Source organism: Dorea sp. Marseille-P4042 (assembly GCF_900290215.1).
Taxonomy (GTDB): Bacteria; Bacillota; Clostridia; order Lachnospirales; family Lachnospiraceae; genus Dorea; species Dorea formicigenerans.
Window position 1 is genome coordinate 1,156,168 of sequence record NZ_OLMI01000002.1, and the last position, 25,626, is coordinate 1,181,793.

Sequence of the window (25,626 nt, forward strand, 5' to 3'; positions counted from 1 at the left end):
CATCCTTTTATTTAATTAAAAAATCTATCTTCCAGCATCAAGCACAGACAATGATATACTGGCAAATGCAGTTCTTGAATCATGTAGGTCTCTGTCTGCGGCACTTTAATGCAAACATCACTCATCTGTTCAAGCTTGCTATTTTTAGCTCCTGTCAAGCCAATTACTTTCATCCCTTTTGCTTGTGCAGTAACAGCTGCATACAGAATATTCTTGCTGTTTCCGCTTGTGGATATGCCTAAAAACACATCCCCCTCTACCCCATAGCCATTAACTTGTTGTGCAAAACATAGTAACGGTTCGCAGTCATTCATGTATGCTGTTGATAGTGCCAGATGACCATCTAATGCAATTGCCGGCAGAGCTCCTTGAAGATTCTCTGCAAGAATTTTTCCAAGTTCTTCACTCTCATCAATTAATTTTTGAGAAATTTCTGCATCCAATTTTCTTGGAAGTTTAAATCCCTTCATCAATTCTCCAACGATATGTTCCGAATCTGCTGCAGAGCCACCGTTGCCTGCGACAAGCAATTTATTTCCTTTAGAATAACTTTCTTCCAGTAGAAAATAGGCGCGAATTATGCTATCTTCACAACCTTCTAACATCGGATATCTCGCAATCAGTAGTTCGACATGTTCTTTCATTTTTTTTCTAAGCTCCTTCATTGCCTCTACCTCTTTACATGTTTGGTTCATAAGCCTCTGGTGTATAATGAATCACCCTCGTACCACCATCCTCAAATGCAAACGGAATATGCATCAGGTCACGCATCGTCCAACGCACCGCATCCTGACGTTCAGGCTGAACATAGAATACAAGGAATCCGCCACCACCAGCACCCAGTAGTTTTCCTCCCAAAGCGCCAGCAGCTACGCCATTTGCATAAAGTTCATCAATACTATTTGTAGAAACAGCCGCTCCGGTTTGACGTTTAAGTTTCCAAGTGTGATCCAGCATTCTGCCAAAATCATCAAGATCCGCGTTCTTATCTGTCAGAACGCGTTCAGCATCATCAACTAGAGCAAGCATCTCTTTCAGCTGTGCTGTCTTATCCCGCTTTCCTGCTGCGTTTGCTTTCTGCACATCCGAAGAAAAGCGAGTAAATCCGGTAAAGAACATCATTAAATTCTGATTAAGTTGCTTCTTTCTCTCCGGCGAAATAATAACTGGCAAAACTTCATATCCATCCGCATTAAAGTTAATTCGGTTAAATCCACCAAAAGAAGCAGCAATTTGATCCTGCCAACCACCAGCTTCCTGACAGAGATTCCGCTCCAGATAAATCGCTTCATCTGCTAGTCTTTTCTTGTCAGCATACTTACCCTTTAACGCATAGAAAGCATTCAACATTCCTACCGCAAAGGAACTTGAAGTTCCCAAACCAGAACGTGCCGGAAGGTCTGCTTCATATGTAAGACGAATCTCATGCATATCTAACATTTTCATTGCATTGCGGATTGCAGGGTGCTGAATGTCATCAATGTTTGTCACGCGCTCCGTCTTTGAATACGACAACTCCGTAGAATAGTCAAAGAATCTTGGTAAATGGCGTACATTCACATAACAGTACTTGTCAAATGTGGTAGATAAAACAGCTCCACCGTTTTCCCTAAAAAAACTTTCCATATCTGTTCCGCCACCAAAAAAAGACATGCGGAATGGTGTTTTTGTAATAATCATAGTTTAGCTCCTGTTGTTTTTTCGACAATTTCCTTCATGATATTATAAGCTGCATTTTCAGAATAGAGTCGATCATAAAGCGTAATCAGCTCCTCATTTTTCTTACAGATTGGCTTTCTATCTATCTTGTTGAAAGCTTTCAGATATTCTTCCGCTGTATCGCATTTAAACACAACTTTATCTTTCAAATCATCTGGGATTTCCTCCCAGTATCCATATAGACTTTCTGAAGATCCTAAAAACATCTTTCCATATGAGATTGCCTCTGCAGTTTTTATTTTCATACCTCCACCATCTGTTAATGGTGCTATCACCATATCTGCGTAATTATAGTATTCTGATAAACTATCAACAAACCCAATCACATGGATATCATTGTCATTAAACTCATCTCGTACTTTTTCTAGTCCTTTTCCAACTACCCATATATCATAATTCTCTTTTACACTATCAAATACCGTATCACAAAACCAATGCAGGCCCTGAATGTTTGGCAAATAATATGTGCCAACAAATAGAATATGTTTTTTATTTCCACAATATGGATTCAAGCCCATTTGTTGCGTGTGATTTTTCGATACGCATACAGGAAAATTAAAGTCCGCATCCACATTATAATATCTTTTTAGTAACTTATTTTCATTTTGGTTTAAGACGATATTAGCGTCTGTATGTGTCGTACTGATCTTTTCCTGGGTCAATCCAATTCTGAAATCAATTTTGTCGTACCATGGTGCGTTTTTTATCCAAATTCTAAACAACTCTGCCTTGACGTCATGAAAAAAGGTGACAACTGCCACTGCATCGCATTTTTCTTTTATCGTTTTTACTAAATTTCCATAGTAAGAATCATCAACAAAAACAAAAGAAATACTCTCATTTTTTATCAATTGACATATATCACCTATAATCTTATTACTGAATAAATATGTGTTTCCCTCTAAACACCTATTCAGTCGATCTAAAATACCGTGATATTTTCCATACGCAATATACTTTTCTTCTCTGCAGGCAGTCTCAGATACCCCAACATCCACTACATATACATTTTCTTCTCCAACTAATTTTTTCAATACATTCAAATGCATTCTTGAGCCTACTCCTGCCCCTGATACATCATGAATGCTTTTTGATATAAACAAAACCCTCATACGATTGTTCCTCTTTTTTATATTTTCATATCCACACTAGTTACCTTGTTTTTCTAGCAATTCATAATATTGTAGAATCTCTTTTTCATTACCATACTCATGTTCATCCAAGTAACACTGAATGGAGTTATACAATTGAGGATTCTCTCTAAGTTCAATTATTCCTTCTGCTATTGCATTAGGACTTATATCAGTAATCAGTCCCTCTTTCTTATCCTTCAACTGATCCTTAATTGTAGAATAATTAGTTGCCAGTATTGGTTTTTCCAGTATTTTTGCTTCATCCAAAACAACTGATTTTCCTTCCCATCTGGAAGGCTGTACTAACAAATCGCAACTCCTAATATACGGGTATGGATTTGCTCTCAATCCCAGAAATGTAATATACTCCTCTAGATCATTTTCTTTTACTTGTTTTTTTAGCTGCTCTTCAAGCTCACCTGCTCCTATAATCCACCAATGAATATCTGAATACTTTTCTTTCAAGATTTTCACCGCATCGATTGCAAAATCATAGCCCTTTTGTCTTGTTAAACGGCCTATTGACAAAACATTAAACTGATTTTTTTCAAACTCTGATACATCGAACTCTTCCGACATTTTTTTCAATAAAGAGCCTGATGTTAAATTGGGCAAGTAATAAAATTTGTTTACCAAGGCAGGATAATTCTGTTTTAATATCTGCACACATTTATCAGAGATACTTACAACGCTGTCTGCTTTTTGAAAATACTTTTCGTAAATCTTTGCATCTTCATATTTTTTTATTTCATTGAAATCGTTATGAATCCAAAGTATTTTTTTCTTTGCATTAACCTTGTCAATCACATAATATGATGCATCGCCCTCTAAGAATCCAATAGCAACATCATATTCTTCTTCCAAATTTGGCAAGTATCGTTTATAGAATTTTATCCATCTCTGTTGTCTTGCATTTTCCTTGTAAAGAAGTTTACATACAAATGTACTTGTCCCTCTTAGAATTCCAGCTTTAATACCTGAAACTGAGCTAAACATCCCTCTATCAATTTTATAAGCATATTGCAGTGAATCTGTAGGCTGTAATAATCGTACTTTCTTAGGAATTTGAGACAAAAACAGTCCTTCTCGTTTGAATAGCAACAAATCCACTGCATACTTTTCATAATCTATAAGATTTAATAAATTCACAAGACTTTTTTCTGCTCCGCCACTGCCTAACGACGGCATCACAAACAATATGTTTTTCATAATATTCCTCTTCTACTCTTCAAATCACTATTCCAAATATCTGTTTTGAATATATCTACCCGGATTATTAAAATTCAGCACTTTTGCATAGTTTCCCGCCGCCGTTGCATTTGATGGAATATCCTTGGTAACAACACTTCCTGCACCAATCGTAGCATTATCTCCAATACATACATCCTCAACTATACAAGTATTAGGGCCAATATAAACATTATCTCCTATTACTGCTGCTTTTCCTTCATTTGAGCCAATCGTTACAAATTGAGAAAGATTGCAATTATTTCCAATAACTGTTGAAGGGTTAACAACAACAGGTCCTCCATGGCTAATATATAGTCCATATCCAATTATCGTTTTTCTAAGTATCTGGATCTGCTGGTGATTTCTCAATTTCCATAGGATTATTCCAAGCAGTTTTAACATCCCCCCAGCATTTACCAATCGAAATGCCACAGAAAAGCGAAAACCAGCCTCTTTTACATATGTTTTAATAAATTCCTTAGATGATATTGTTCCGGCATAGCGAAACAAATCACTTTTTATTAACTCAATTGCGCCCATACTTCTTTTCCACCCCACTTTGCAATATTTATTTTATACTGTTTTCAATCAACGCCTTATAAAATGTGCCTTCTGCTTCGATGTCCGGTGATAATTTATATGTCAGCTTATGAATACCTGTAAGCTTTTTGATCCAATTCCATTTCTCTTCTGAATAATCATCGGCTAAAACCTTAACAAGATACTCGCTATAATCACTGTTCATATAGGGAATCGCTTGCTCAACTTCCGGATTGCTCTTTACCACCAAAGTGATAATCAAATTCGGCAGCAGATACTCAATTACATGTTCGTTTTTGAGCCAATATGCGAAAGCAACATTTCTTATTTCTCGAATTGTTTTGTTTCCCTTTTTTGCATGAAGAAACCATGCAGGATATAGCACAGGGTTATCTATCAGCAGCAGTGAATTTCGTACTGCAAAAAAATCGCTATTTAAAATCATATCTGGAATAGGATCTGTAAGATATACCGTTGAATCAATCCATGTTCCACCATAATGTTCCAGTAATGCAAATCTCATCAGATCCGCATACCCCGCCATCGGAATCTGTCCAGCATCCTTTTTCTTTTCAATGTAATCTGGCAATCGAATGTAATCTGCAAGATTTTGATCATTCAGCAAAATGATTTTTTGATTGGAATGTTTACATACAGATTCATAGCACTTCTGAACAATGATCGGTGCCTGTTCAATACCTTTGTTCCAATAAATCCAGATCGGATTCTCTACATCATTTTCGGGAAAGCTAAGCCCCTCAACATCTGTGTCTTTATACTTTAAATATGATTTTATCTTGGATGAAACACGTTCCTGCCACAATACCTTCCGCACCTCATAATCCTTGACAAGATGCAATTTGATAAACATAAATGCCCCTCGTTTGACGGCATTCACAATTCCATATCTTTGAATAAAGCCTTTCATACCAATATTTTGATAGTAGTCATTCAGCATAATAATTTAATTGTCTCCCTTTATCTTGCAGAAACTACTATTCAAAAGGCTCATAGATTCCGCACCAGATAATGGTAAACTGTTTCCTCCTTATCAATCGATGGTTCTAATTTATAGGTTAGTTTATGTATCCCAGTAAGTCGCTTAATCCAATTAAATTTTTCCTCTGTAAACTTATCTCCTAATACTCTAACCAGATATTCGCTGTAGTCACTATTCAAATAAGGCATCTTTTTCTCAACCTCTGGTGATGACCTCATTATTTGTGTAATTACAATATTTGAAAACAAATATTCTGGTACATGATTTTTTCGTTTCCAGTAAGCAAATAGGACATTACGAATCTCACAAATCGTTCTATTATGTTGCTTGGCGTGGATGAACCAGACCGGATACAATACGGGATTATCAATTTCACCGAGTGAATTGTGAAACACAAAAAAATCACTATTTAATATTTCCTGTGGGATTTCATCTGTTAGCAGTATTGTTGCATCCATCCATGTCCCACCATAATGCTCCAATAATGCTACACGCATCAAATCTGTATAAATCGCTAATGGAAGGACTCCGCTTTTCAATTTCTCATTCAGATAATCCGGCATATTTATATAGTTCTGCACATTGTTTTCTGTAAGCAAAACAACTTGTCTGCCAGCATATTCTTTTATAGATTGATAGCAAGTCTTCACTATCTCAGGTGCCTGCTCCAACCCTGTATTCCAAAACAACCAAATAGGCTCATCCACTTGGGTTTCTGGAAATGTCAGCTTTTCAGGAACGGTATCTCTGAACTTCAAACATTTTTTGCAGACCTCTGTGCCCCCCCCCCGATTGCCAAAGCAGTTTTCTCAGCTCATAATCCTTGACAATATGAAGTGGGTTACGAAGAAATTTGTTCCACATTCTTTTCTCCTCGATAAATTTTCATCAGTTTTATATAGTAGCTCTCTGTCGTTTCATATTTCACCTGACTGCAATTCTTTGTATATCTTTCCAATACGTCTTGTGTTTGAAGAACTTTCTTTATCGCCTTCATCAGATCTTCCACATTACCCGCTTCAAACAATTCTCCGGTTTTTCCAGGCTCAATTAATTCGGGGATTCCTCCCATTTTAGATCCAACAACAGGCGTACCCAAAAGTACCGACTCCATAACGGAGTACGGGCAATTCTCATACCACTCAGACGGGCAAACACTGATTGCAGCCTCAGCAATAATGCGATAGAGTTCTTCTCCTGTCTTAAATCCCAGATACTTCACATTGGGAATATCCTTCATTTTATCAACTGATGGGCCATAGCCAATAAACACAAATTCTGTATTTGGCATCTTCTTGGCTACTTCAAGCAAAGTATCTGTTCCCTTGTCTCGCGACAGATGCCCAAACTCTAATACATAACCCTTTTTTTGAATGTTATCCAAGTGCGGCATCTCTTTTTTGAAATTATGCAGCCCAATAGTTTTATCACGGAATCTTTTCTGCGTGTCTAATTTTGATTTAAGAAAAAAGCTACAGCAAATATAGGCATCTACATATGAGTATGCTTTGCTATATTTCCACATATATCCATCCAACGTTCCAAGGAGACTTTTTGCTCTGGAATTTTTCAAACATTTAGTTTGAAGACAATGAATATAATGACCATCCAAGCATCGTTCACACGGCTTCATGTTCACATCGAACATTCCATGGCTGGGACAAACAAGCTGATAATCATGTGTCGTGTAAACAATCTTACATTCTTTTTTTGTTTCTTTACGCCATTTGTTAATTTCCAGAATAATAGAAGGGGTCAGATGATACTGTATATTGTTGAGATGCACTACATCTGGCTGAAAATCATCTAAAACCGCACGAATTTTTTTGCGTGCTTCTCTTGAATAGATAATGCGAAAAGGTGCATTTAAATTTGCCTTTATTCCTTGAGAAAAATCCATATTCGTTACATATGAACCGATTCGATTTCCTACTGTATTTTTTTCATTTTCAAGACCAAAGTACTGGACTTCGTGCCCATGTTCTTCTAACATTTTTCCTACATCGAATGTATACGTTTCCGCTCCACCCTTGGGAAATATAAATTTATTCACAAGTAAAATTCGCATATCCTAACTTCCTTTTTTCGTACTGTATTTATGTTCTATTTCACTAGCTCTGTTCAGATGAAGCACTTCCAATGTATTACTCATAAACCAGAGTGCTCCATACAAACGCAGGTAGTGATACAGAAAGTTCTTATGATAAAATCATCTGCTGTTACTGAACCTAGGTAGCGAGATAAAAAACGCTCTCACAGCTCTACCTATCTCTTGAAAAGTGCCGTAAATACGCTATTTTCCGGCGTTTTCACTATGTACATCTCACTACCTGTGTTCGGTTAGAGGAGATTATTTATTAGCAATACTCTCATCTATTATTTTCTCCTGTACAGTTTCATCGTTTCCTTTACAACTTCATCCCAGTTGTATTTCTCACAGATAAAGTCAGCTGCCTGCTTCTTCATATTCATAACCATTTCAGGATGTTCACAGGCATCTTGCAATTTCTCTTGCAAATCCTCAACATTCGATTTTTCAAAAATCAATGCCTTATCTTCTACAACCTCTGTGCACTCTGGAATGTCGGAAACCAGACAGCAATTACCATAGCTCATTGCCTCCAGCAGACTTAATGGCATTCCTTCCAGATCGGACGGCAATGTGTAAATGTAAGCGTTGCTGTACAGTTCGTCTAGCATCGCTCCCTGCACAAATCCGGTAAAGAGGATCCGATCGTCACCCTTTGCCAGTTCCTTTAGTTCCTCCATAAAGGAATCCGTATCACTAGAGCCACCTGCAATAACCAACTTTTTATCTGTCTTAACATTCTTGAATGCCTCGACTAGATATCGAATCCCCTTTTCCGGCACCAGACGACCGAGGAATAATATGTAGGAATCTTTTTTCAGTCCAAATTTATCCGTAATCAGTTTTGCTTCCCGAATCTCTGGCCTGTTGACACCATTGGGTATAAAATGCGTTTCTCTTCCATATGTTTCCATGAAATATTTCTGAACGCTCTTACTTAAAACAATGATTTCATCCGCATATTTGACGGCATTTTTTTCGCCGCCACGAATAAATTTAGATGCAACGCTCCCGCGCCATTTTTCGCGATCCCAGTCCAAACCGTGTACAGTGTTGACTACACGCTTGCCAAAAAGTTTCGGTAACCAACAGAAAAAGGCCGGCCCTTCTGCATGGATATGTACCACATCGTATCTCCCAAAAGCACTATAAAGAGTTGCGAAAAATGAAGAGCTTACTGCTGCAAGTCCCTTTTTTTCAATGGTCGGAACAACCTTTTGACGGATACCATCATATTCCATCGTCTTGTCATACTCTGCACCGCTCACATGATGGCCTGCTCTATTGTAGCAAGTTACCTCACAACCATTCTGTGCCATCCTGGTGCATAATTCTTTTACGACAATTTCTATCCCACCTTCACGTGAAAGACGTTTCTGTCCAAAAACCGCAAGTCTGATTTTTCCTTCCATTACTTCTCTCCAACCGTTATTTCATATTTGTATCTTATCTATATTTATCCTTTTGTAGCTTGTTTTCTCTAAAACAAGCTACTTGTAGGATTTACATCGAGCCATCTTTCTTAAGGACTACCAATATCGTTTTAAACAATATTTTTATATCTAACCCCATGTTCCAGTTTGTGATATACTCTTTGTCAAGACGAACTACTTCTTCAAAATCAGTAATATCGCTTCGTCCACTTACCTGCCACATACCGGTGATTCCCGGCTTAATTGCCAGCCTTGCACGATGGTGAAGCTCATACAAGTTCGTTTCTGAGATGAGAGGTGGGCGAGTACCTACAATCGACATATCGCCACGTAACACGTTAAAGAATTGCGGGAATTCATCCAAGCTTGTTCGTCTGATAAAATCACCGATTCCTCTCTTATGTGTCCCATCCGGAAGTGTCTTATTTCCGATAACACGAGGATCAAAGTCCAGTTTAAACATCTTGCCATCCCCAAGTTTGTTATCTTTCATCAGTTCAGCCTTACGTTCTTCTGCATCCATATACATGCTTCGGAACTTATACATTTTAAATCTTTTTCCATTCTTTCCTACACGTTCCTGTGCAAAAAAGATTGGTCCCGGTGATGCTATGTAAATTGCCGGAGCAACAAATATAAATAAGATTCCGGTAATCAGGCATCCTGCCAGACCTCCGGCAATATCCATCAGTCGCTTCAGCATCAGATCTCTTGTAGATGCATAGTTAATGCTGGTAGTCAGTACTGTATAATCTCCAACTTTTTCTACAAACTGCTTTTTCCCCGGCACGCTCTGTACCTTTGCAAGATTCAGATGCATGGTTACTCCGGTTTCCGTAAACTGCTCGATCAGTTCTTTGGGATATGGAACTACACCGGATGTCACAATCAGAACTTCATCAATCCATTCTTTGCAGACAAACTCTGCTGCGTTTTCCATATTGGCAACTACTTTCACGCCATCTATATACTTTCCTGTCATTTCCTTATCTATAACAGCAATTCCGGCGATCTTATACCTGGCATAATTATGCTCTTTCATACTCTCTACTACTGCACTCACTACATCTGCCGAAACAACCAGAAGTAAGGAACGATCTTCACCATCTTTCATTTTCTTTCTAAGCAAAAGTTTCCACAGCTCTCTTACCAGATAAGTAAGTGGGATATAGATCACAATATTCAGCACCAATGCCAATCTGGAATATTGCGGCCCTTCCTGAAGCATAAACAAGTATAGTATCATAATTGCCCCAAGAATCACTCCATGCTGTACGGTTACAACAAAATCTTTATAATGTCCTCTTTTCAGAACGTTTTTCAACGTCCCCATTACAAACAGCACTACCAGATCTGCTACTTCCATAAAGACAGCCATATTTCTATAAAGAATTAGCTGGTATGGATTAGCTCCATATCCGCTTAACGCATACGCCAAAACGAACGCCACCTGCAAACAGATTAAGTCTAAGATGATAAAATCCACATGTTTTATCCATCCCGTAGAATCTTTCCTATACATAATTTTCTTTCCTCTCTCTTTTTTTCAGATTCTATTACGTTCGTTTCCAACTAGCTGTTACAAACATCTGACTTTCCAACGAGCAAAAATTTTTTATAAGAAATTACGCAGTTCTTTGTGGAACTTTGTAGATGACATTCAACATTACTAAGAAACACTCTGTGCCAAACACACACACCAATTATTGGCATATGAAACTGTTTTTTATCCACTTGTTCTTTCAAATCTATTTTTTCCTCATTCATCTTACTCATTCTTAAATTACTACCCTTAAATCCTTTTTACCGCTATCATTTGTTGCATTTTATCTTATCTATCGGTTTTACCTTATGATAGTTATTTTCAAATTCATTGTCTCGTTTATGTCATTCATTTCTCAAGCCCAAGAGAAGCTGACATATAATGTTCATACTTCAGCTCCCCTAAGCCCTAGCATTTTCAATTAAGCATTCTTTTTTCTGAATGCTACAACTGCTGCCGCTCCTAAAAGAATGACTGCTGCGCCAGCGAATGGCACTGTGTTTGTGGAATCAACACCTGTTTTTGGTGATGTTCCTGCTGTGTTTGTCACTGCCTGTGAAGCATCAACTTTCGCAATAATTGCGATTGGTGACAGATCCTGAGCCTCAAATGTAAGCTCTTTATTGTTAAGATCTACATTAGATGGTGTAATAACTTCCCATACATTACGTGCAGTACTGAAGTGAAGTACTTTTACATCTGTCATTCCTTTTGTAAGTGCAGGTACAGATAATGTTACCTGATATCTTCCGTCTGCAAGCTGAACGCCACTATTAATTGGTGTTACATCCATGAATGCAGTAACTAAAGACTCCCCTGCAAGATCTGATGCGATGCTAGATTCAGCTTTTGCAATATCATCCAGTTTCTTAGTTCCTGCATTGACGTCTTTAATCAGATCTGCTGCTGACTGATTAACTTTAGCAACATCTGCAATCTCACTCTGTGACATAGCTTCTACGTCATATTTTCCCTGAGCTGCTCCAGTTGCTGCCATTGTTGCTGTCTTACTTGCAGCGGATACACCTACAACCTGCATTGCAAATACTGTTACCAGCATAGCCAGGCTGATCAGTTTCTTCTTCATTGGTCCTTACCTCCTTTTCCTAATTATTGTTCTATAGATACTAGTACGGCTTGTACCAGATATCTACGGTTGTCCATACCTGCATAGCAGGTAGATAGTGTGATGATCTTGTCATCTGCAGTCACACTCGCTGCTGTATCAATATTCGACTTCATCTCCCGGATATCGAATACCATATCCAGGTAAGCCTGGTAAATGTCTTTGTTATCAAAGTTAAAGCTTTGTAGCAGATGCCGGTTGTCATACAGGTATGCTGCAAAGATCTGGTAGTGCAAAATCTTGTCCGGCATGTAGATGATGACTTCTTTGTTCTGATCAAAGAAATCCCGGTCCATATATTGATGCAGACCGTCGAACATGGAGCCATTTGCCATGCCGTGTCCGTAGACCACGGTGTTCGGATCTTCGAATGTCTTCGTATTGTAATCCTCGGTAAAGATTGCTCCGGCTTTGTTCTCATCATGTTCCACACTGTGGTTCAGATAATAGCTGTTATCTGTCTCGCTCTGTACGATTGGATAGTCGATGACGGTTCCCGGTACTTTAATCCATGCATATATATCTGGATTCATGTTCTGTAATGTCTGGAAATCGATTGGTATCTCGACGGTACTTTTTTGTGTCTCTTCCGGTTCTTCTGTCACGACTTTTTCTTTTATTTTTTCATATTCCTGCCCTGCATGGGCATCCTGATAATATTGGTAATATGCAATTCCTCCGCAGATCAGTCCGGCTGCTGCCAGTATCCCTGCTACGACGTATCGTTTCTTCATGATTCTATAGCCCCTTACGTCTTATTGCTCATTTGTCTGTTTTTTCATCTATTTTATTTCTTGATAGAACGTCTCCATAATCTTTGTATACAGAGCATCGTCGTCTACTTGATATTCATCGTAGGAAAGACCTTGTGTTCCTTCTCCCGGAACAGTCCATTCTGTATAGCCGTCTCCTTCGTCTGCTGTCTGGAATAACTTCATCAGACGGTCTTCGCTGATATTTGTGACGGTATATGGTTTGATCGCCACGAACAGATTTGCTGCAAATTTTGCATTTTGCTCATAGCATTCTTTTGCCTTTTTTGAAAACGCATCTAAGAATGCTTTCTGGCGTTCCATCCGGTAGATGGCGCTCTGGCTTTCATCTACATCTCTGCTTCTGACAAATATTTCTGTATTTTCTTCGGTCAGTGTTACTTCTGTGCCTTCGGCAAATTCCGGATATTCATACTCCAGACTGTTATTTGGCACAGTCACTGTCAGACCTCCTACACTTTTTGTAAGCTCTGGAATCCCGTCTAAGTTCATGGCAAGATATCCCTGAATCGGAAGTCCGTAAAAGAGATTGGACACTGCTTCCTGTGTGAGTTTGCAGCTCTCGGCACCGCCGTCTCCATATCCATAGGAGAGGCTGATGTGGTCTTTGGATTTTCCAAGGCTTTTTCCTTCCAGGTCAAAGCTTTCCACATCTGTCATCGTATCTCTTGGAATCGAAATCAGCGTCATTTCCTTTGTCTTGCGGTTCAGTGACAACAGGAATAAGGCATCTGCCTGTCCTGCATCGGCTTTTCCGACTCTTGTCTCTGCCGGTGTACGCTTGTCTACCCCAAGTAATAAGTAGTTGCTGAGATTTTGATTGTATTTGTAATTCTTTCCCTGCCAGGTGACAGTGTTGGAATCATCTGCTTCCGTGGTTGCTTTCGCACTTGCCGCTTCTGCTGCTTTCTTTTTTTGGATACCTGCATATCCCAGACCTGCCACTGCAAGTACAGCAGCGCCTGCGATAATAACTGCTGCGAATCTTCCGTGGCGTTTTCCTGATGATTCTCGCCTGTCTAGTTCCCGTCTGTCTGATTCTCGCCTGTCTGATTCTCGTCTGTCTGGTTCTCGTCTGTCTGTTCTTCGCTGTTCTGATTCTCGTCTGTCTGACTGGCGTTGTTCTGATCTTCGCTGTTCTGGTTCTCTGTCCATGTCTGATCTGATTTCTCCTTCTGAATCTCTTCCTGCGCCGCTTTCTTTAACTCACTGCTATTTGCAGCTTCTTTCTTATGATTGAAAAATAAAAGCGAACCTAATATCAGGAATAATACGATACATGCAATCAACAGCAGAGTATTCTGAACCTTCGGGTTCGTCTTTCTTTTCTTCATACTGTTCTTTACATCCCTTTCCTACGCATTTTCATGATTCTGGTCATAGCCATAACCATACTTACTTCCATAACTGTAATAGGAATAATATTTTTCTTTTCTTGCATCAACCTTATTCAGCACAGCTCCAAGCATATGTGTTCCACTCATTTCCAACTGCTTGATTGCTTTCTGCGCTGCACGGTATCCTACAAATCCACTCTCGATCAGCAGAATTGCTCCATCACACACCTTGCCAACAATAGCAGCATCCACCACATTTGCCATAGGAGGTGTATCGATCAGGACGTAATCATATCTCTGTTTCAATTCGATCATCAACTTCGCAAATACTTTGCCATTCAGAAGCTCGGATGGATTCGGAGCCATCGGTCCTGCAAAGATCACGTCCATATTTTCATAATTTGTTCCATATAAAATATCGCGCACCGGTGCCTGTCCGCTTAAGTACTGGGATAGTCCCTTCACGTCACTATCCACGAGATATCTCTGCACAAGGACAGATTTTCGGATATCCGCATCCAGAAGCACCGTCTTCTTACCGGCCATACCCATTTCCTTTGCGAGCTGGAAGACAACATCGCTCTTTCCCTCATTCGGGAAGCAGCTTGTCACAAGAATCGTCTTAATATCCGCTCCCGCAAACTGGATATTTGTTCTCAGCGTCTTTAACGCCTCCTCGTAAAAGTAATTTGATTTACGAGGATCCGTCAGCTCCACCCTAAGCTTAGATGCCTTATTATCACGGCGGGACATTGCCGCTTTTGCCTGCGCATTTGTATATGTAGTTCTAGCTTGCTTTTCGTTTTCCTGCATCATTTCTCTTTGACTTCTTCTTTCCTGATCCATTAATATAATCCTTTCTGTCCGGAATTACACTCAGTGTAGATAATCCCAGATATTTTTCTATATCTTCTTCAGACTTAATCGTATCGTCCATGATCGTGCGGATAACAATCACACCTGCGCACAGGATCATACCTGCCAGCACACCCATCACTGCCATCTTCGCCACGCCTGTATTCGATCTGGAAGTCGGAACCTCACCTTTTTCAATGATCTTAGGCGGTGTAACCTCCATCTTATCTCCGATATACTCAGAAGCAACCTCTGACAGCTTGTCTACAATCTCCTTCGCCTGCTTGGCATCAGAATACTCCACAGACAACTGCAGAATACGCGTATCGTCCTGGTTTGTAACTGTAATCATATTCTTCAGCTGCTTATAGTCCATGTCCAGATCTAACTGATCGATAACATCTGTAAGCACCGGACGGCTTGTGATCAAGATGGAATAGTCCTTGGTAAGCTGTGAGCCAATCTGCAGATCCGCCAGAGAACTAAGCGTCGTCTCCTTGGTCAGTACAAGCATCATGGAAGAAGATGTGTACAGCGGCTTCGCTAAGAATCCGGCATACGCACACGCAATACAGCCGAACAGCAGTCCCACTCCCAGGATCGCCAGTATCTTCGACTTGAGCACATAAAAGAGCTCCAGTAAGTCAATTTCCATCTCATCATTGTCGTAATTCTTTCCCATTAATCTGATTTCCTTTCTTGGGGGACGGGGTTTTTGGGGTTTTGGGGACGGAGGTTTTTTAAAAAAACCCCGTCCCCAATTGGACTTCTACCTGTCCCTCTTTGAATTGTGTGTGTTTTTACCCTCCCATTTTCTAGGGTTTCTTTTATTTCTAACCTGTCCCTTTTTGAATTGTAAAAAATTTTGGAACAATTTATGTTTTAGGCTTGTGTGATCCGCGGTCATCTAATATTCTTCTTGCATTGCCTTGTATCAATGCCCATACATAGTCTTCAGGCAGATTCTTGTTCAGCCACTTCTCAACGTGTTCTGTCTGTGGACTGCGTTCTCCGCTATTGTGCATATCTGTTCCCAGGTAATGGACCAGACCATCTTTCAGTTGTCGCTTACACCACTGTGCTGTATTATTATTCCATCCTCCATCTATAGAGCTGTAATTCATCTGGATTCTTGCTCCTGTATCAGCCAGCTCTTCCAGTCTGCCTTCTTCTCTTAACACATGATACCTTTCTACATGTGCCAAAATTGGGACATAACCTGCCATCTGCATCTGGCGCACTGCGCTGAATATCTTAGAGTAAGCTGTCCCCGGGAGGAATTCCAATAACACATATCTGCTATCTGCCAGCGTCAGAAGCTTTCCTTCCTTTAGTAACTGTCTTGTATCTACCGAATACATAATTTCCTGTCCCGCAAATACCGGAAGCCTGACTCCAAGTCGTTGATATGCCTGAATTCTGAACTTCTTACACAATGTTCGAATCTCCTGCACTCGTTCTACGGATGCATTACGGACTGAGCCATGTGGCGTTACGATCATACCTACAAAGTCCTGATTCAATGCCATGCGTAGCATCGCTAATGTCTCTTTCGGATTTGCAGATCCATCATCTATACCAGGTAGTATGTGACAGTGCATATCTATCTTTTTCATCTCTACTCCTGTATATGTATTGTATATAAATTTCACTTATTTTTTACAGCACAAATGCCACCTGATACTTTTGACATGTACACAAGGTGGGAAAATTATCAATCTGCGTTATCACTATTTCATGCACTGCAAAAATAGTATTTAGTTAGTCCTATTTCTTGACTACCTTTTATTACTAATTAAGGCTACCATGTTTTGACAATATTTGCAATAGACAAAAGCTGTCAATTTCTGTTTGGGGACGGGGTTTTTTTAAAAAAACCCCGTCCCCAAACAGACTTCTACCTGTCCCTTTTGAATTGTGTATTTTTTTACTTTTCCGTTTTTGTGGGGGTTCCGGTTTTTCTAACCTGTCCCTTTTTGGAATTGTGGAATGTTTTTGTACAATTTGTTTTTTACGCACTTTTTACATACGAAGAAAGCGTCAATTCTTTCTGAACTGACGCTTTTTTACCTATATATATTCTTCCACTTCGTTTTCTTCTTCCAGCAGATTCTCCATGCTTTTCAGGCTGATGTACAGGGTTGATGTGTTATGAAGTAGTGCTGATACGGTTGGCTGGAGGATTCCGGTGACGCCGAGTATGATGAGGGCGGTGTTGAATCCTACGATGTTGCGGTAATTTTTGTGAATTCGTTTCATTAATTTATTACTGATCAACTTCAGTGTTACGATCTCGCTCAAGTCGTCGCCGCTCATGGTCACGTCTGCGATTTCGCGGGCGATCTCTGCGCCGTCGCTGATTGCGATTCCGATGTCTGCTGCGGATAGTGCCGGTGAATCGTTGATTCCGTCTCCGATCATGATGACTTTTCGTCCGGCGGCTTTTTCCTGCTCTACGAAGTTTGCCTTGTCTTCCGGCAATACTTCCGAGTAATATACGTCCACGCCTACTCGTTTGGCGATTGCTTTTGCGGTACGGTCGCTGTCCCCAGTCATCATAACTACTTTGCTGATGCCTGCTGCCTTCAGATTTTTGATGATCTGTGGTGCTTCTTCTCTCAGCGGGTCTTCGATGCAGATGACTGCTGCCAGTTTTCCTTCGATTGCCATGTACAAATGTGAGCATTCGGATGGCAGTTCCTGGAATTTTTCTTCCATTCCTTCTGGAATCTGGCTCTCTTCATCTTCGAATACGAAATGATAGCTTCCAACAACAACTTTTTGGTCATTGATTTTTGAGGAAATGCCGTGTGCCACGATGTACTCTACTTTTGAGTGGAACTCTTCATGGATAAGCCCTTTGTCCTGTGCTGCATTTACAACTGCTTTTGCCATGGAGTGTGGAAAATGTTCTTCCAGGCAGGCGCCGATTCTCAGCAATTCGTCTGGTGTCTTATCGCAGAATGGTACGACATCTACAACTGTCGGCTGTGCTTTTGTCAGTGTTCCTGTCTTGTCAAATACGATGGTGTCTGCTTCTGCCATTGCTTCCAGATATTTTCCGCCTTTGACTGTGACGTTGTAGCTGCTTGCCTCACGGATTGCAGACAATACGGCAATCGGCATGGCCAGTTTCAGTGCGCATGAAAAATCTACCATCAATACAGCCAGTGCTTTTGTTACATTTCTTGTAAGAAGATAGGTAAGACCTGTTCCTGCCAATGTGTATGGAACGAGTTTATCCGCCAAATGTTCTGCCTTGCTTTCCAGTCCGGATTTAAGTTTCTCGGATTCTTCGATCATCGTCACGATCTTCTCAAATTTACTTGATCCATTTGCCTCTCTTACACGTATAGTAAGCTCGCCTTCTTCCACAACCGTTCCGGCATACACTTCTCCATTTTCTATCTTGCGTACTGCCACGGACTCTCCAGTCAAAGACGCCTGGTTAACCATTGCCTCGCCTTCCACAACTGTTCCGTCAAATGGAATTACATTTCCCATGTGGATGCGTACCATATCACCGCTCTTTACAGTTGAAAATGGTACTAATACTTCCTGACCGTCGCTGACAAGCCATACTTTGCTGATATTCAGTGACATGCTTCTTGCCAGGTCACCAACGGATTTCTTGTGTGTCCACTCTTCCAGTATTTCGCCGATTCCAAGCAGGAACATGACGGATCCTGCAGTTGCGATATCTCCGCGGAACATAGATACTCCGATTGCGGTCGCATCCAATACCGGAACTTCAATCTTACCTTTTGCCAGTGTACGCACACCCATCCAAAGATATTTCACAGATTTTACTGCTGTGATACATGCTCTGACCGAATATGGCAAAAATAATTTATTTCCATAATGATAGATTACACTTTCAACTAACTTATCCCAATATTCCTGATTCAGTTCGCGTCCGGAATTCTGTACATAATTTTCCGGAATGTCAACTTCCTCATAACGGAATGTTTGAAGCAGTTTGATTACTTTCTCTCTGTCGCCTTTGTAACAGATTGTAAAATCTCCCGTGCGGTTCTGTACTTTTGCAGATGTAATCATATCCTGGGATTCCAGATAATATTGCATCCGGTCTGCCTGCTCAAATGTCATTCTGTACTGTACAGCATGGGCACGGATCCTGCCTTTAATCTCATGCTTGATTACAAATTTCATGTATATTTTCCTTCTTTCCCTGCTTTCTTCCTTCCCTGCTTACCTCGCAGTGATTCGCTTGCAGTGATTCGCTTGCAGTGGTTCACTTGCAGTGGTTCACTTGCTGTTGATTCTCTTACAGCTTACCTCGCAGTGATTCGCTTGCAGTGGTTCACTTGCTATTGATTCTCTTACAACTTGTCAAGACACCTGCAGTCTTAACCACAGGTGTCCCGATTTTTCCTTACATTTTTATAATTATCACAATATTTTTTTTGCTAGTTCTCCTTGAACTACCCTGCTGTCTGACCTTGCTGTCTTACTTACCTGTCTGACTTTGCTGTCTTATCTGCGTTCTTACTCTGCTGTCTCTTCAGCAAAATCTGTCTCATCTGCTTCTGCTGCTTTCTCTGCTTCTTCGGCCTCTTCTGCTGCTACTGCCTCTGCGTACTCCTGCTCTTCTTTTGCTGCTCTGTCTTCGTTGATCTGCTGTGCTTCTGCATATACGTCCTCTGCATTTTCCTGAATTGTAGCTGCTGTCTTAAGCACGCACTCTTTTGCTCTTAAAACTGCTGCTGTACAGTTTGTGTATAATTTTTTAGCGTCCTTGCTGGACAGAACTTTGATTCCTGCAGTTCCGAATAATACTCCTGCTGCAAAGATTCCTGTCTTCTTTCCATCTACTTTTTTTAAGCCTTTTAAAATGTTTGACATCTTTTGTCTCCTGCCTTTCTTTCTACTTCTAGGTTCTTATATGATGTTAGTATATGTGATATGTACTTTTTGGTTCAGTACTATATCATCACTTTGAATTCACTAAATTGTAACGCATTTGTTTTTTCATTTCCACTTCTTTTTCCCTTATTGATAATTATTACTCACTTGAGCAGGTTTATTGATTTTCGTTCTCATTATAACTGAAATTGAATATCATTACGCACGAATTATCAGTCTTTTTCTTCCTCATCCATATCCATTTCATCTATATACATTCTAAGTCCTACTGTGCTTGTGACCGGCAGGGAAAATATAATTGTTTTTTCTTTGCTGGCAAGTCCTGTCTGCTCCATCATGGCTTTCATGATTGCATTTTTCTGTTTCTTTCTTGTGACGATCAATATGATTTCTTTTTCTGCCGCCAGTGATACGCCAAGAAATTTTTCTGCTGTTTCCATGCCGGTTCCTTTCGCATGGATTACGGTTCCGCCTCCGGCTCCTACACTTCTCGCCACGTCCATCACGGTGTCGATGCACCCTTGATTGGCAATTGCTACTAATAATTCATATTCTGTTTCTTTCAAAGTGGACTCCTCCTCCCGTTCGAATTTCTCGCTCTGTATCAGGAAATGTAATGTTTTTTCTCCGCCGATGCTGCTGAGTGGCACGATAAATGCAATTCCGGTTCCCGGCACGTCGATCTGCATCTTTACAATCATTTCCCGCCTTAGTTTCTTCCACGTTTCTTCTGTTACCACCGATAAAATTACGACCTTTTCTGATTCTTCCAATCCGAAATAGTCCAACATCTCACTATTTGCGGTTCCACGTCCCAATGTTGTAAAGAAAACCATATGCTCATTTTTCTCATAAAATTCTTCAAATTTCTTCTTTCGGTTCCTGTCTGTAATCGTCACCATCATATATAATCTACTCATAAATTATCTCCGAACTTTCTAATTTTCTTAAACATTTTCCATCTTCACTAATATGCGCCTTGTAAAAATCTCTATCCCTGTTTACAACTCGACTGTTTACAACTCAATGATTTCTTGATTGTCTACATTGTCTAGATTTTCTATGCATACTTTTATACTTGTGTAATCTTTTGCTGCCTGTTTTTCTTTCATCTGTTCCTGAATCCGATAGATCAGTCCAAGAATTTGAATTGTTATAAGCGGCGTCATTGCTACCATAGCTACCACTCCAAACGCATCTGTCACAACATTTCCACCTAGCGCCTCGCATGCTCCCATTGAAAATGGCAGTAAAAATGTTGCTGTCATCGGTCCGGATGCTACGCCTCCTGAGTCAAATGCGATTGCTGTGAATATTTTGGGCACGAAAAATGTTAATCCTAGGGCTACTGCGTATCCTGGGAGCAAAAACCACAAAATCGAAATGCCGGTAAGCACCCGCACCATTGCCAGTCCCAGAGAGAGTGCGACTCCGATGGACAGACTCATTCCCATTGCTTTTGCGGAAATGGCTCCGGAAGTCAGTTCTTCTACCTGTTCCGTTAATACATATACTGCTGGTTCCGCTTTTACGATAAAGTAACCGATCAGCATACCAATCGGCACGATGATCCATGGATAAGAAAGCCCCGCAATCACTTGACCCAGATAATTACCTGCCGGCATAAATCCCACATTTACCCCTGTCAGGAAAAGTACAAGACCTATGTATGTATAAATGATTCCTATAATAATTTTTACCAATGTCTTTTTATGAAGATGTAATGATACAATCTGAAAAAAGAAGAAAAATAAAATAATTGGCAGTAAAGAGATCAGCATTTCTTTCATATAATAAGGAAGCCCTTCTTGAAAAAGCTGCCACATTTCTACTGAATTATCGGTCTTCACAATCATTGTCTGTTCGTATCCACTTCCCCCTGGGTGGTAAAGTAAGCCAAGCAGCAATACTGCCAGAATTGGTCCGACTGAACATAATGCAACCAGACCAAAGCTATCATTTTCCGCGTGTTTATCACTTCGAACTGCTGAAAATCCGATTCCTAACGCCATAATAAATGGTACTGTCATAGGTCCTGTTGTTACTCCGCCTGAATCAAATGCCACTGTCAGAAAATCTTGTGGAACAATGCTTGCCAAAATGAATATGATCGGGTACAAAATTAAAAGCATATGTGCCAGTGGAATCCCAAATAACATTCGAAGTACTGAGGCTACAAGAAATATTCCAACTCCTGTTGCTACTGCAATAATCAGCGTGTAATTGGGAATGGATGGAACTTGTTCAGCCAATACTTGAAGATCCGGTTCTGATATGGTGATGATAAAGCCAAGGATAAAACACAGCACTATCACTACACTTATCTTTCTTATATTAGTCAGTTTCGTTCCTATTCGTTCTCCCATAGGAGTCATCGCCATCTCCGCACCAAGTGTAAAGAACATCATTCCGATGATCAGGAGAACCGCACCAACAACAAAAGTCATCAGGACGCTGTTTGGAATGGGCGCAATGCTAAAGCATAACACCAGCACAATGCCTATGATCGGCAACACAGCTCCTAATGACTCTTTTAGTTTTTCCAGTAAATTTTTTTGATATAATTGTAATCCCATAAACGCCTTTCTTCTATATTTAATATGTATTAATTAATATGTATCCTTTAATAAAGTACCTTTTCGAACACTCTTTTAATGAACTTGGGACTCGCTTAACGACCTTGGGACTCGCCCCAGCATCTTTTAATTATTTTAACATAAATGTAGTTGTTTTTTGAAGCTTTAAAGACGTTAATATTATGCTAAGTTTTTAACAACTTGACGTAGAGTTTTGTATGATAGGAAATGCAATCCCGGTTATACAAAAAACCTGTAAGTATTATACTTACAGGTTTTAACTCCCCGAGTAGGGTTCGAACCTACGACCCTTCGGTTAACAGCCGAATGCTCTACCACTGAGCTATCGAGGAATATTAGGTACATGTACCTTCAAAATCGCATATAAGAAACTTTTTAACATCTTACCTATCCACCTTACTTGGTTATGCCCTCGACCTATTAGTAACAGTCAGCTCCATGTGTTACCACACTTCCACCTCTGTCCTATCTACCTCGTCGTCTTCAAGGGGTCTTACAACTTTCGTTGGGATATCTCATCTTGAGGGGGGCTTCACGCTTAGATGCCTTCAGCGTTTATCCCGTCCCGGCTTGGCTACTCTGCTATGCTCCTGGCGGAACAACAGATCAACCAGCGGCCAGTCCATCCCGGTCCTCTCGTACTAAGGACAGCTCCTCTCAAATATCCTACGCCCACGCCGGATAGGGACCGAACTGTCTCACGACGTTCTGAACCCAGCTCGCGTACCGCTTTAATGGGCGAACAGCCCAACCCTTGGGACCTACTTCAGCCCCAGGATGCGATGAGCCGACATCGAGGTGCCAAACCACTCCGTCGATGTGAACTCTTGGGAGTGATAAGCCTGTTATCCCCAGGGTAGCTTTTATCCGTTGAGCGATGGCAATCCCACTTTATACCACCGGATCACTAAGTCCTACTTTCGTACCTGCTCCACCCGTCGGTGTCGCAGTCAAGCTCCCTTCTGCCTTTGCACTCTTCGAATGGTTTCCGACCATTCTGAGGGAACCTTTGAGCGCCTCCGATACCCTTTCGGAGGCGACCGCCCCAGTCAAACTCCCCACCTGACATTGTCCCCCGACCTGTTTAAGGCCGCTGGTTAGAAACCCAGTACTGCAAGGGTGGTATCCCAACAGCAGCTCCACGGCAACTGGCGTCACCGCTTCAAAGCCTCCCACCTATCCTGTACATGCAATACCGAATCCCAGTATCAAGCTGGAGTAAAGCTCCATGGGGTCTTTCCGTCCTGGCGCAGGTAACCAGCATCTTCACTGGTATTTCAATTTCACCGGGTGCATTGTTGAGACAGTGCCCAAATCATTACGCCTTTCGTGCGGGTCGGAACTTACCCGACAAGGAATTTCGCTACCTTAGGACCGTTATAGTTACGGCCGCCGTTTACTGGGGCTTAAGTTCAAAGCTTCGCTTGCGCTAACCTCTCCCCTTAACCTTCCAGCACCGGGCAGGCGTCAGCCCATATACTTCACCTTTCGGTTTTGCATAGACCTGTGTTTTTGCTAAACAGTTGCTTGGGCCAATTCTCTGCGGCCACCTCTCAGTGGCACTCCTTCTCCCGAAGTTACGGAGTCATTTTGCCGAGTTCCTTAACAATGCTTCTCCCGTCGGCCTTAGGATTCTCTCCTCATCCACCTGTGTCGGTTTACGGTACGGGCGCGATACAAACAATAGCGGCTTTTCTTGACGCATGGCTCACACTCTTCCCTACTCTTATTTCGGTACGCATCACGTCTTCGGATTGCCGTACGGATTTGCCGGTACGACTCCTACCTCGCTTGCGCCGGGCTTTCCATTCCCGGCTTGTGCTCTCCACACGTGTCCCCACAGTTCTGTTATATCGCGGTACAGGAATTTCAACCTGTTGTCCATCGGTTACGTCTTTCGACCTGGCCTTAGGCCCCGACTTACCCAGAGCAGATCAGCTTTACTCTGGAAACCTTAGATATTCGGCCGGAAGGATTCTCACCTTCCTCTCGCTACTCATTCCGGCATTCTCTCTTCTATACAGTCCACAGCTCCTTATCGGTACTGCTTCTTCCCGTATACAATGCTCCTCTACCAATGTACAAGTACATTCCTGAGCTTCGGCAGTGTGTTTCAGCCCCGGACATTTTCGGCGCAGGACCTCTCGACTAGTGAGCTATTACGCACTCTTTGAATGTATGGCTGCTTCTGAGCCAACATCCTAGTTGTCTTCGAAATCCCACATCCTTTTCCACTTAACACACATTTTGGGACCTTAGCTGCAGGTCTGGGCTCTTTCCCTTTTGACTACCCAACTTATCTCGTGCAGTCTGACTCCCATACACCATCTACGCGGCATTCGGAGTTTGATATTCTTCGGTAAGCTTTGACGCCCCCTAGGAAATTCAGTGCTCTACCTCCGCAAGACTTGTATGAGGCTAGCCCTAAAGCTATTTCGAGGAGAACCAGCTATCTCCGGGTTCGATTGGAATTTCTCCCCTATCCACACCTCATCCCCACCCTTTTCAACGGATGTGGGTTCGGACCTCCATTGCCTTTTACGGCAACTTCATCCTGGACATGGATAGGTCACCCGGTTTCGGGTCTACTCCGACTGACTCTTCGCCCTATTCAGACTTGGTTTCCCTTCGGCTCCATCCCTTAAGGACTTAACCTCGCCAGCCAGCGTAACTCGCCGGACCGTTCTACAAAAAGTACGCGGTTCCACATTTAAAGTGGTTCCACAGCTTGTAAACATATGGTTTCAGGTTCTTTTTCACTCCCCTCCCGGGGTCCTTTTCACCTTTCCTTCACAGTACTATGCGCTATCGGTCACTAAGGAGTATTTAGCCTTACGGGGTGGTCCCCGCATATTCAGTCAAGGTTCCACGTGTCTCGACCTACTCTGGATTCCGCCATGCCAATCGACCTTTCACTTACGGGGCTTTCACCCTCTCTGGCCGGCCTTCCCAGGCCGTTCTGTTAAGTCTTTTGGATCAATTCCGCGGTCCGAACCCCGGAGTGCACGCACTCCGGTTTGGGCTCTTCCGGTTTCGCTCGCCGCTACTTCCAGAATCACATGTTGTTTTCTCTTCCTCCGGCTACTTAGATGTTTCAGTTCACCGGGTTCCCCTCCTAACGTTATGTATTGGCGTTAGGATACCTGAGGTTTGCTCAGGTGGGTTTCCCCATTCAGAGATCTCCGGATCATAGGATATTTGCTCCTCCCCGAAGCTTTTCGCAGCTTATCACGTCTTTCATCGGCTCTTAGTGCCAAGGCATCCACCATACGCTCTTATTAGCATAACCAATAGATGTCGAAAGCGGTGCGGAAGTTCTGACTGTTCTCAGAGGAATGCTTGCATTCATCTGGAACCGTCTGAA

Annotated in this window: 21 protein-coding genes, 1 tRNA gene and 1 rRNA gene; all 23 read right to left on the bottom strand. The window is 41.4% G+C overall.

Features of this window, described 5'->3' with window-relative positions; genetic code table 11:
* Window positions 1-11 precede the first annotated feature (11 nt).
* The 23 genes from C7E02_RS11265 to C7E02_RS11375 all read right to left on the bottom strand — a co-directional run bounded on the left by C7E02_RS11265 (window position 12) and on the right by C7E02_RS11375 (window position 25,551).
* The gene (locus C7E02_RS11265; RefSeq protein ID WP_105309585.1) at window positions 12-665 is read right to left on the bottom strand and encodes a D-sedoheptulose-7-phosphate isomerase; all 654 of its coding nucleotides are present in this window, start codon (window positions 663-665) and stop codon (window positions 12-14) included.
* A 13-nt stretch (window positions 666-678) separates the two neighbouring features.
* Entirely contained in the window at window positions 679-1,680 is a 1,002-nt protein-coding gene (locus tag C7E02_RS11270; protein ID WP_105309586.1) for a GHMP family kinase ATP-binding protein, read from the bottom strand.
* Complete coding sequence (locus C7E02_RS11275; protein WP_105309587.1) at window positions 1,677-2,831, bottom strand: glycosyltransferase family 4 protein; 1,155 nt, start codon at window positions 2,829-2,831, stop codon at window positions 1,677-1,679. Before C7E02_RS11275 ends, C7E02_RS11270 begins: the two co-directional genes overlap by 4 nt.
* 36 nt (window positions 2,832-2,867) lie before the next feature.
* Window positions 2,868-4,061, bottom strand: a complete 1,194-nt coding sequence (locus C7E02_RS11280; protein WP_105309588.1) for a glycosyltransferase — start codon at window positions 4,059-4,061, stop codon at window positions 2,868-2,870.
* 27 nt (window positions 4,062-4,088) lie between these two features.
* Window positions 4,089-4,622, bottom strand: a complete 534-nt coding sequence (locus C7E02_RS11285; RefSeq protein ID WP_105309589.1) for a serine acetyltransferase — start codon at window positions 4,620-4,622, stop codon at window positions 4,089-4,091.
* 28 nt (window positions 4,623-4,650) lie between these two features.
* Window positions 4,651-5,580: a capsular polysaccharide synthesis protein gene (locus C7E02_RS11290; protein ID WP_105309590.1), complete on the bottom strand. Its 930-nt coding sequence runs from the start codon at window positions 5,578-5,580 to the stop codon at window positions 4,651-4,653.
* 50 nt (window positions 5,581-5,630) lie between these two features.
* Window positions 5,631-6,380 carry a capsular polysaccharide synthesis protein gene (locus C7E02_RS11295; protein ID WP_105309591.1) on the bottom strand — a complete coding sequence of 250 codons (750 nt, stop codon included), beginning with the start codon at window positions 6,378-6,380 and terminating at the stop codon, window positions 5,631-5,633.
* Between the two features lie 83 nt (window positions 6,381-6,463).
* The gene (locus C7E02_RS11300) at window positions 6,464-7,690 is read right to left on the bottom strand and encodes a glycosyltransferase (protein WP_105309592.1); all 1,227 of its coding nucleotides are present in this window, start codon (window positions 7,688-7,690) and stop codon (window positions 6,464-6,466) included.
* 308 nt (window positions 7,691-7,998) lie between these two features.
* The gene (locus tag C7E02_RS11305; protein ID WP_105309593.1) at window positions 7,999-9,123 is read right to left on the bottom strand and encodes a glycosyltransferase family 4 protein; all 1,125 of its coding nucleotides are present in this window, start codon (window positions 9,121-9,123) and stop codon (window positions 7,999-8,001) included.
* 91 nt (window positions 9,124-9,214) lie between these two features.
* The gene (locus C7E02_RS11310) at window positions 9,215-10,666 is read right to left on the bottom strand and encodes a sugar transferase (protein ID WP_105309594.1); all 1,452 of its coding nucleotides are present in this window, start codon (window positions 10,664-10,666) and stop codon (window positions 9,215-9,217) included.
* Window positions 10,667-11,108: 442 nt separating this feature from the next.
* Window positions 11,109-11,774, bottom strand: a complete 666-nt coding sequence (locus C7E02_RS11315; RefSeq protein WP_105309595.1) for an LPXTG cell wall anchor domain-containing protein — start codon at window positions 11,772-11,774, stop codon at window positions 11,109-11,111.
* A 23-nt stretch (window positions 11,775-11,797) separates the two neighbouring features.
* Window positions 11,798-12,547, bottom strand: coding sequence for a class B sortase (gene srtB / locus C7E02_RS11320; protein WP_105309596.1), 750 nt, complete (start codon window positions 12,545-12,547; stop codon window positions 11,798-11,800).
* A 48-nt stretch (window positions 12,548-12,595) separates the two neighbouring features.
* Complete coding sequence (locus tag C7E02_RS11325) at window positions 12,596-13,531, bottom strand: LCP family protein (protein WP_105309597.1); 936 nt, start codon at window positions 13,529-13,531, stop codon at window positions 12,596-12,598.
* A 74-nt stretch (window positions 13,532-13,605) separates the two neighbouring features.
* Window positions 13,606-13,920 carry a hypothetical protein gene (locus C7E02_RS19805; protein ID WP_105309598.1) on the bottom strand — a complete coding sequence of 105 codons (315 nt, stop codon included), beginning with the start codon at window positions 13,918-13,920 and terminating at the stop codon, window positions 13,606-13,608.
* A gap of 21 nt (window positions 13,921-13,941) precedes the next feature.
* A complete protein-coding gene (locus tag C7E02_RS11335) occupies window positions 13,942-14,769 on the bottom strand; it encodes a CpsD/CapB family tyrosine-protein kinase (RefSeq protein ID WP_105309599.1) in 828 nt (275 codons plus the stop codon).
* Window positions 14,711-15,460, bottom strand: coding sequence for a YveK family protein (locus C7E02_RS11340; protein WP_105309600.1), 750 nt, complete (start codon window positions 15,458-15,460; stop codon window positions 14,711-14,713). Before C7E02_RS11340 ends, C7E02_RS11335 begins: the two co-directional genes overlap by 59 nt.
* A gap of 193 nt (window positions 15,461-15,653) precedes the next feature.
* Entirely contained in the window at window positions 15,654-16,394 is a 741-nt protein-coding gene (locus C7E02_RS11345) for a CpsB/CapC family capsule biosynthesis tyrosine phosphatase (RefSeq protein WP_105309601.1), read from the bottom strand.
* A gap of 454 nt (window positions 16,395-16,848) precedes the next feature.
* Window positions 16,849-18,951 carry a heavy metal translocating P-type ATPase gene (locus tag C7E02_RS11350; RefSeq protein ID WP_005341037.1) on the bottom strand — a complete coding sequence of 701 codons (2,103 nt, stop codon included), beginning with the start codon at window positions 18,949-18,951 and terminating at the stop codon, window positions 16,849-16,851.
* Between the two features lie 336 nt (window positions 18,952-19,287).
* Complete coding sequence (locus C7E02_RS11355; RefSeq protein ID WP_005341035.1) at window positions 19,288-19,644, bottom strand: DUF6110 family protein; 357 nt, start codon at window positions 19,642-19,644, stop codon at window positions 19,288-19,290.
* Window positions 19,645-19,877: 233 nt separating this feature from the next.
* The gene (locus C7E02_RS11360; RefSeq protein WP_105309602.1) at window positions 19,878-20,585 is read right to left on the bottom strand and encodes a P-II family nitrogen regulator; all 708 of its coding nucleotides are present in this window, start codon (window positions 20,583-20,585) and stop codon (window positions 19,878-19,880) included.
* 96 nt (window positions 20,586-20,681) lie between these two features.
* Entirely contained in the window at window positions 20,682-22,241 is a 1,560-nt protein-coding gene (locus C7E02_RS11365; RefSeq protein ID WP_105309603.1) for a DUF1538 domain-containing protein, read from the bottom strand.
* Window positions 22,242-22,522: 281 nt separating this feature from the next.
* Window positions 22,523-22,594, bottom strand: a tRNA-Asn gene (locus C7E02_RS11370).
* Window positions 22,595-22,662: 68 nt separating this feature from the next.
* A 23S ribosomal RNA gene (locus C7E02_RS11375) occupies window positions 22,663-25,551 on the bottom strand.
* Between the last annotated feature and the right edge of the window lie 75 nt (window positions 25,552-25,626).

Coding starts and splice junctions, on each gene's coding strand:
- C7E02_RS11265 (WP_105309585.1), bottom strand. CDS start 665: ATGAAGGAGCTTAGAAAAAAAATGAAAGAACATGTCGAACTACTGATT.
- C7E02_RS11270 (WP_105309586.1), bottom strand. CDS start 1,680: ATGATTATTACAAAAACACCATTCCGCATGTCTTTTTTTGGTGGCGGA.
- C7E02_RS11275 (WP_105309587.1), bottom strand. CDS start 2,831: ATGAGGGTTTTGTTTATATCAAAAAGCATTCATGATGTATCAGGGGCA.
- C7E02_RS11280 (WP_105309588.1), bottom strand. CDS start 4,061: ATGAAAAACATATTGTTTGTGATGCCGTCGTTAGGCAGTGGCGGAGCA.
- C7E02_RS11285 (WP_105309589.1), bottom strand. CDS start 4,622: ATGGGCGCAATTGAGTTAATAAAAAGTGATTTGTTTCGCTATGCCGGA.
- C7E02_RS11290 (WP_105309590.1), bottom strand. CDS start 5,580: ATGCTGAATGACTACTATCAAAATATTGGTATGAAAGGCTTTATTCAA.
- C7E02_RS11300 (WP_105309592.1), bottom strand. CDS start 7,690: ATGCGAATTTTACTTGTGAATAAATTTATATTTCCCAAGGGTGGAGCG.
- C7E02_RS11305 (WP_105309593.1), bottom strand. CDS start 9,123: ATGGAAGGAAAAATCAGACTTGCGGTTTTTGGACAGAAACGTCTTTCA.
- C7E02_RS11310 (WP_105309594.1), bottom strand. CDS start 10,666: ATGTATAGGAAAGATTCTACGGGATGGATAAAACATGTGGATTTTATC.
- C7E02_RS11315 (WP_105309595.1), bottom strand. CDS start 11,774: ATGAAGAAGAAACTGATCAGCCTGGCTATGCTGGTAACAGTATTTGCA.
- srtB (WP_105309596.1), bottom strand. CDS start 12,547: ATGAAGAAACGATACGTCGTAGCAGGGATACTGGCAGCAGCCGGACTG.
- C7E02_RS19805 (WP_105309598.1), bottom strand. CDS start 13,920: ATGAAGAAAAGAAAGACGAACCCGAAGGTTCAGAATACTCTGCTGTTG.
- C7E02_RS11335 (WP_105309599.1), bottom strand. CDS start 14,769: ATGGATCAGGAAAGAAGAAGTCAAAGAGAAATGATGCAGGAAAACGAA.
- C7E02_RS11340 (WP_105309600.1), bottom strand. CDS start 15,460: ATGGGAAAGAATTACGACAATGATGAGATGGAAATTGACTTACTGGAG.
- C7E02_RS11345 (WP_105309601.1), bottom strand. CDS start 16,394: ATGAAAAAGATAGATATGCACTGTCACATACTACCTGGTATAGATGAT.
- C7E02_RS11350 (WP_005341037.1), bottom strand. CDS start 18,951: ATGAAATTTGTAATCAAGCATGAGATTAAAGGCAGGATCCGTGCCCAT.
- C7E02_RS11355 (WP_005341035.1), bottom strand. CDS start 19,644: ATGTCAAACATTTTAAAAGGCTTAAAAAAAGTAGATGGAAAGAAGACA.
- C7E02_RS11360 (WP_105309602.1), bottom strand. CDS start 20,585: ATGAGTAGATTATATATGATGGTGACGATTACAGACAGGAACCGAAAG.
- C7E02_RS11365 (WP_105309603.1), bottom strand. CDS start 22,241: ATGGGATTACAATTATATCAAAAAAATTTACTGGAAAAACTAAAAGAG.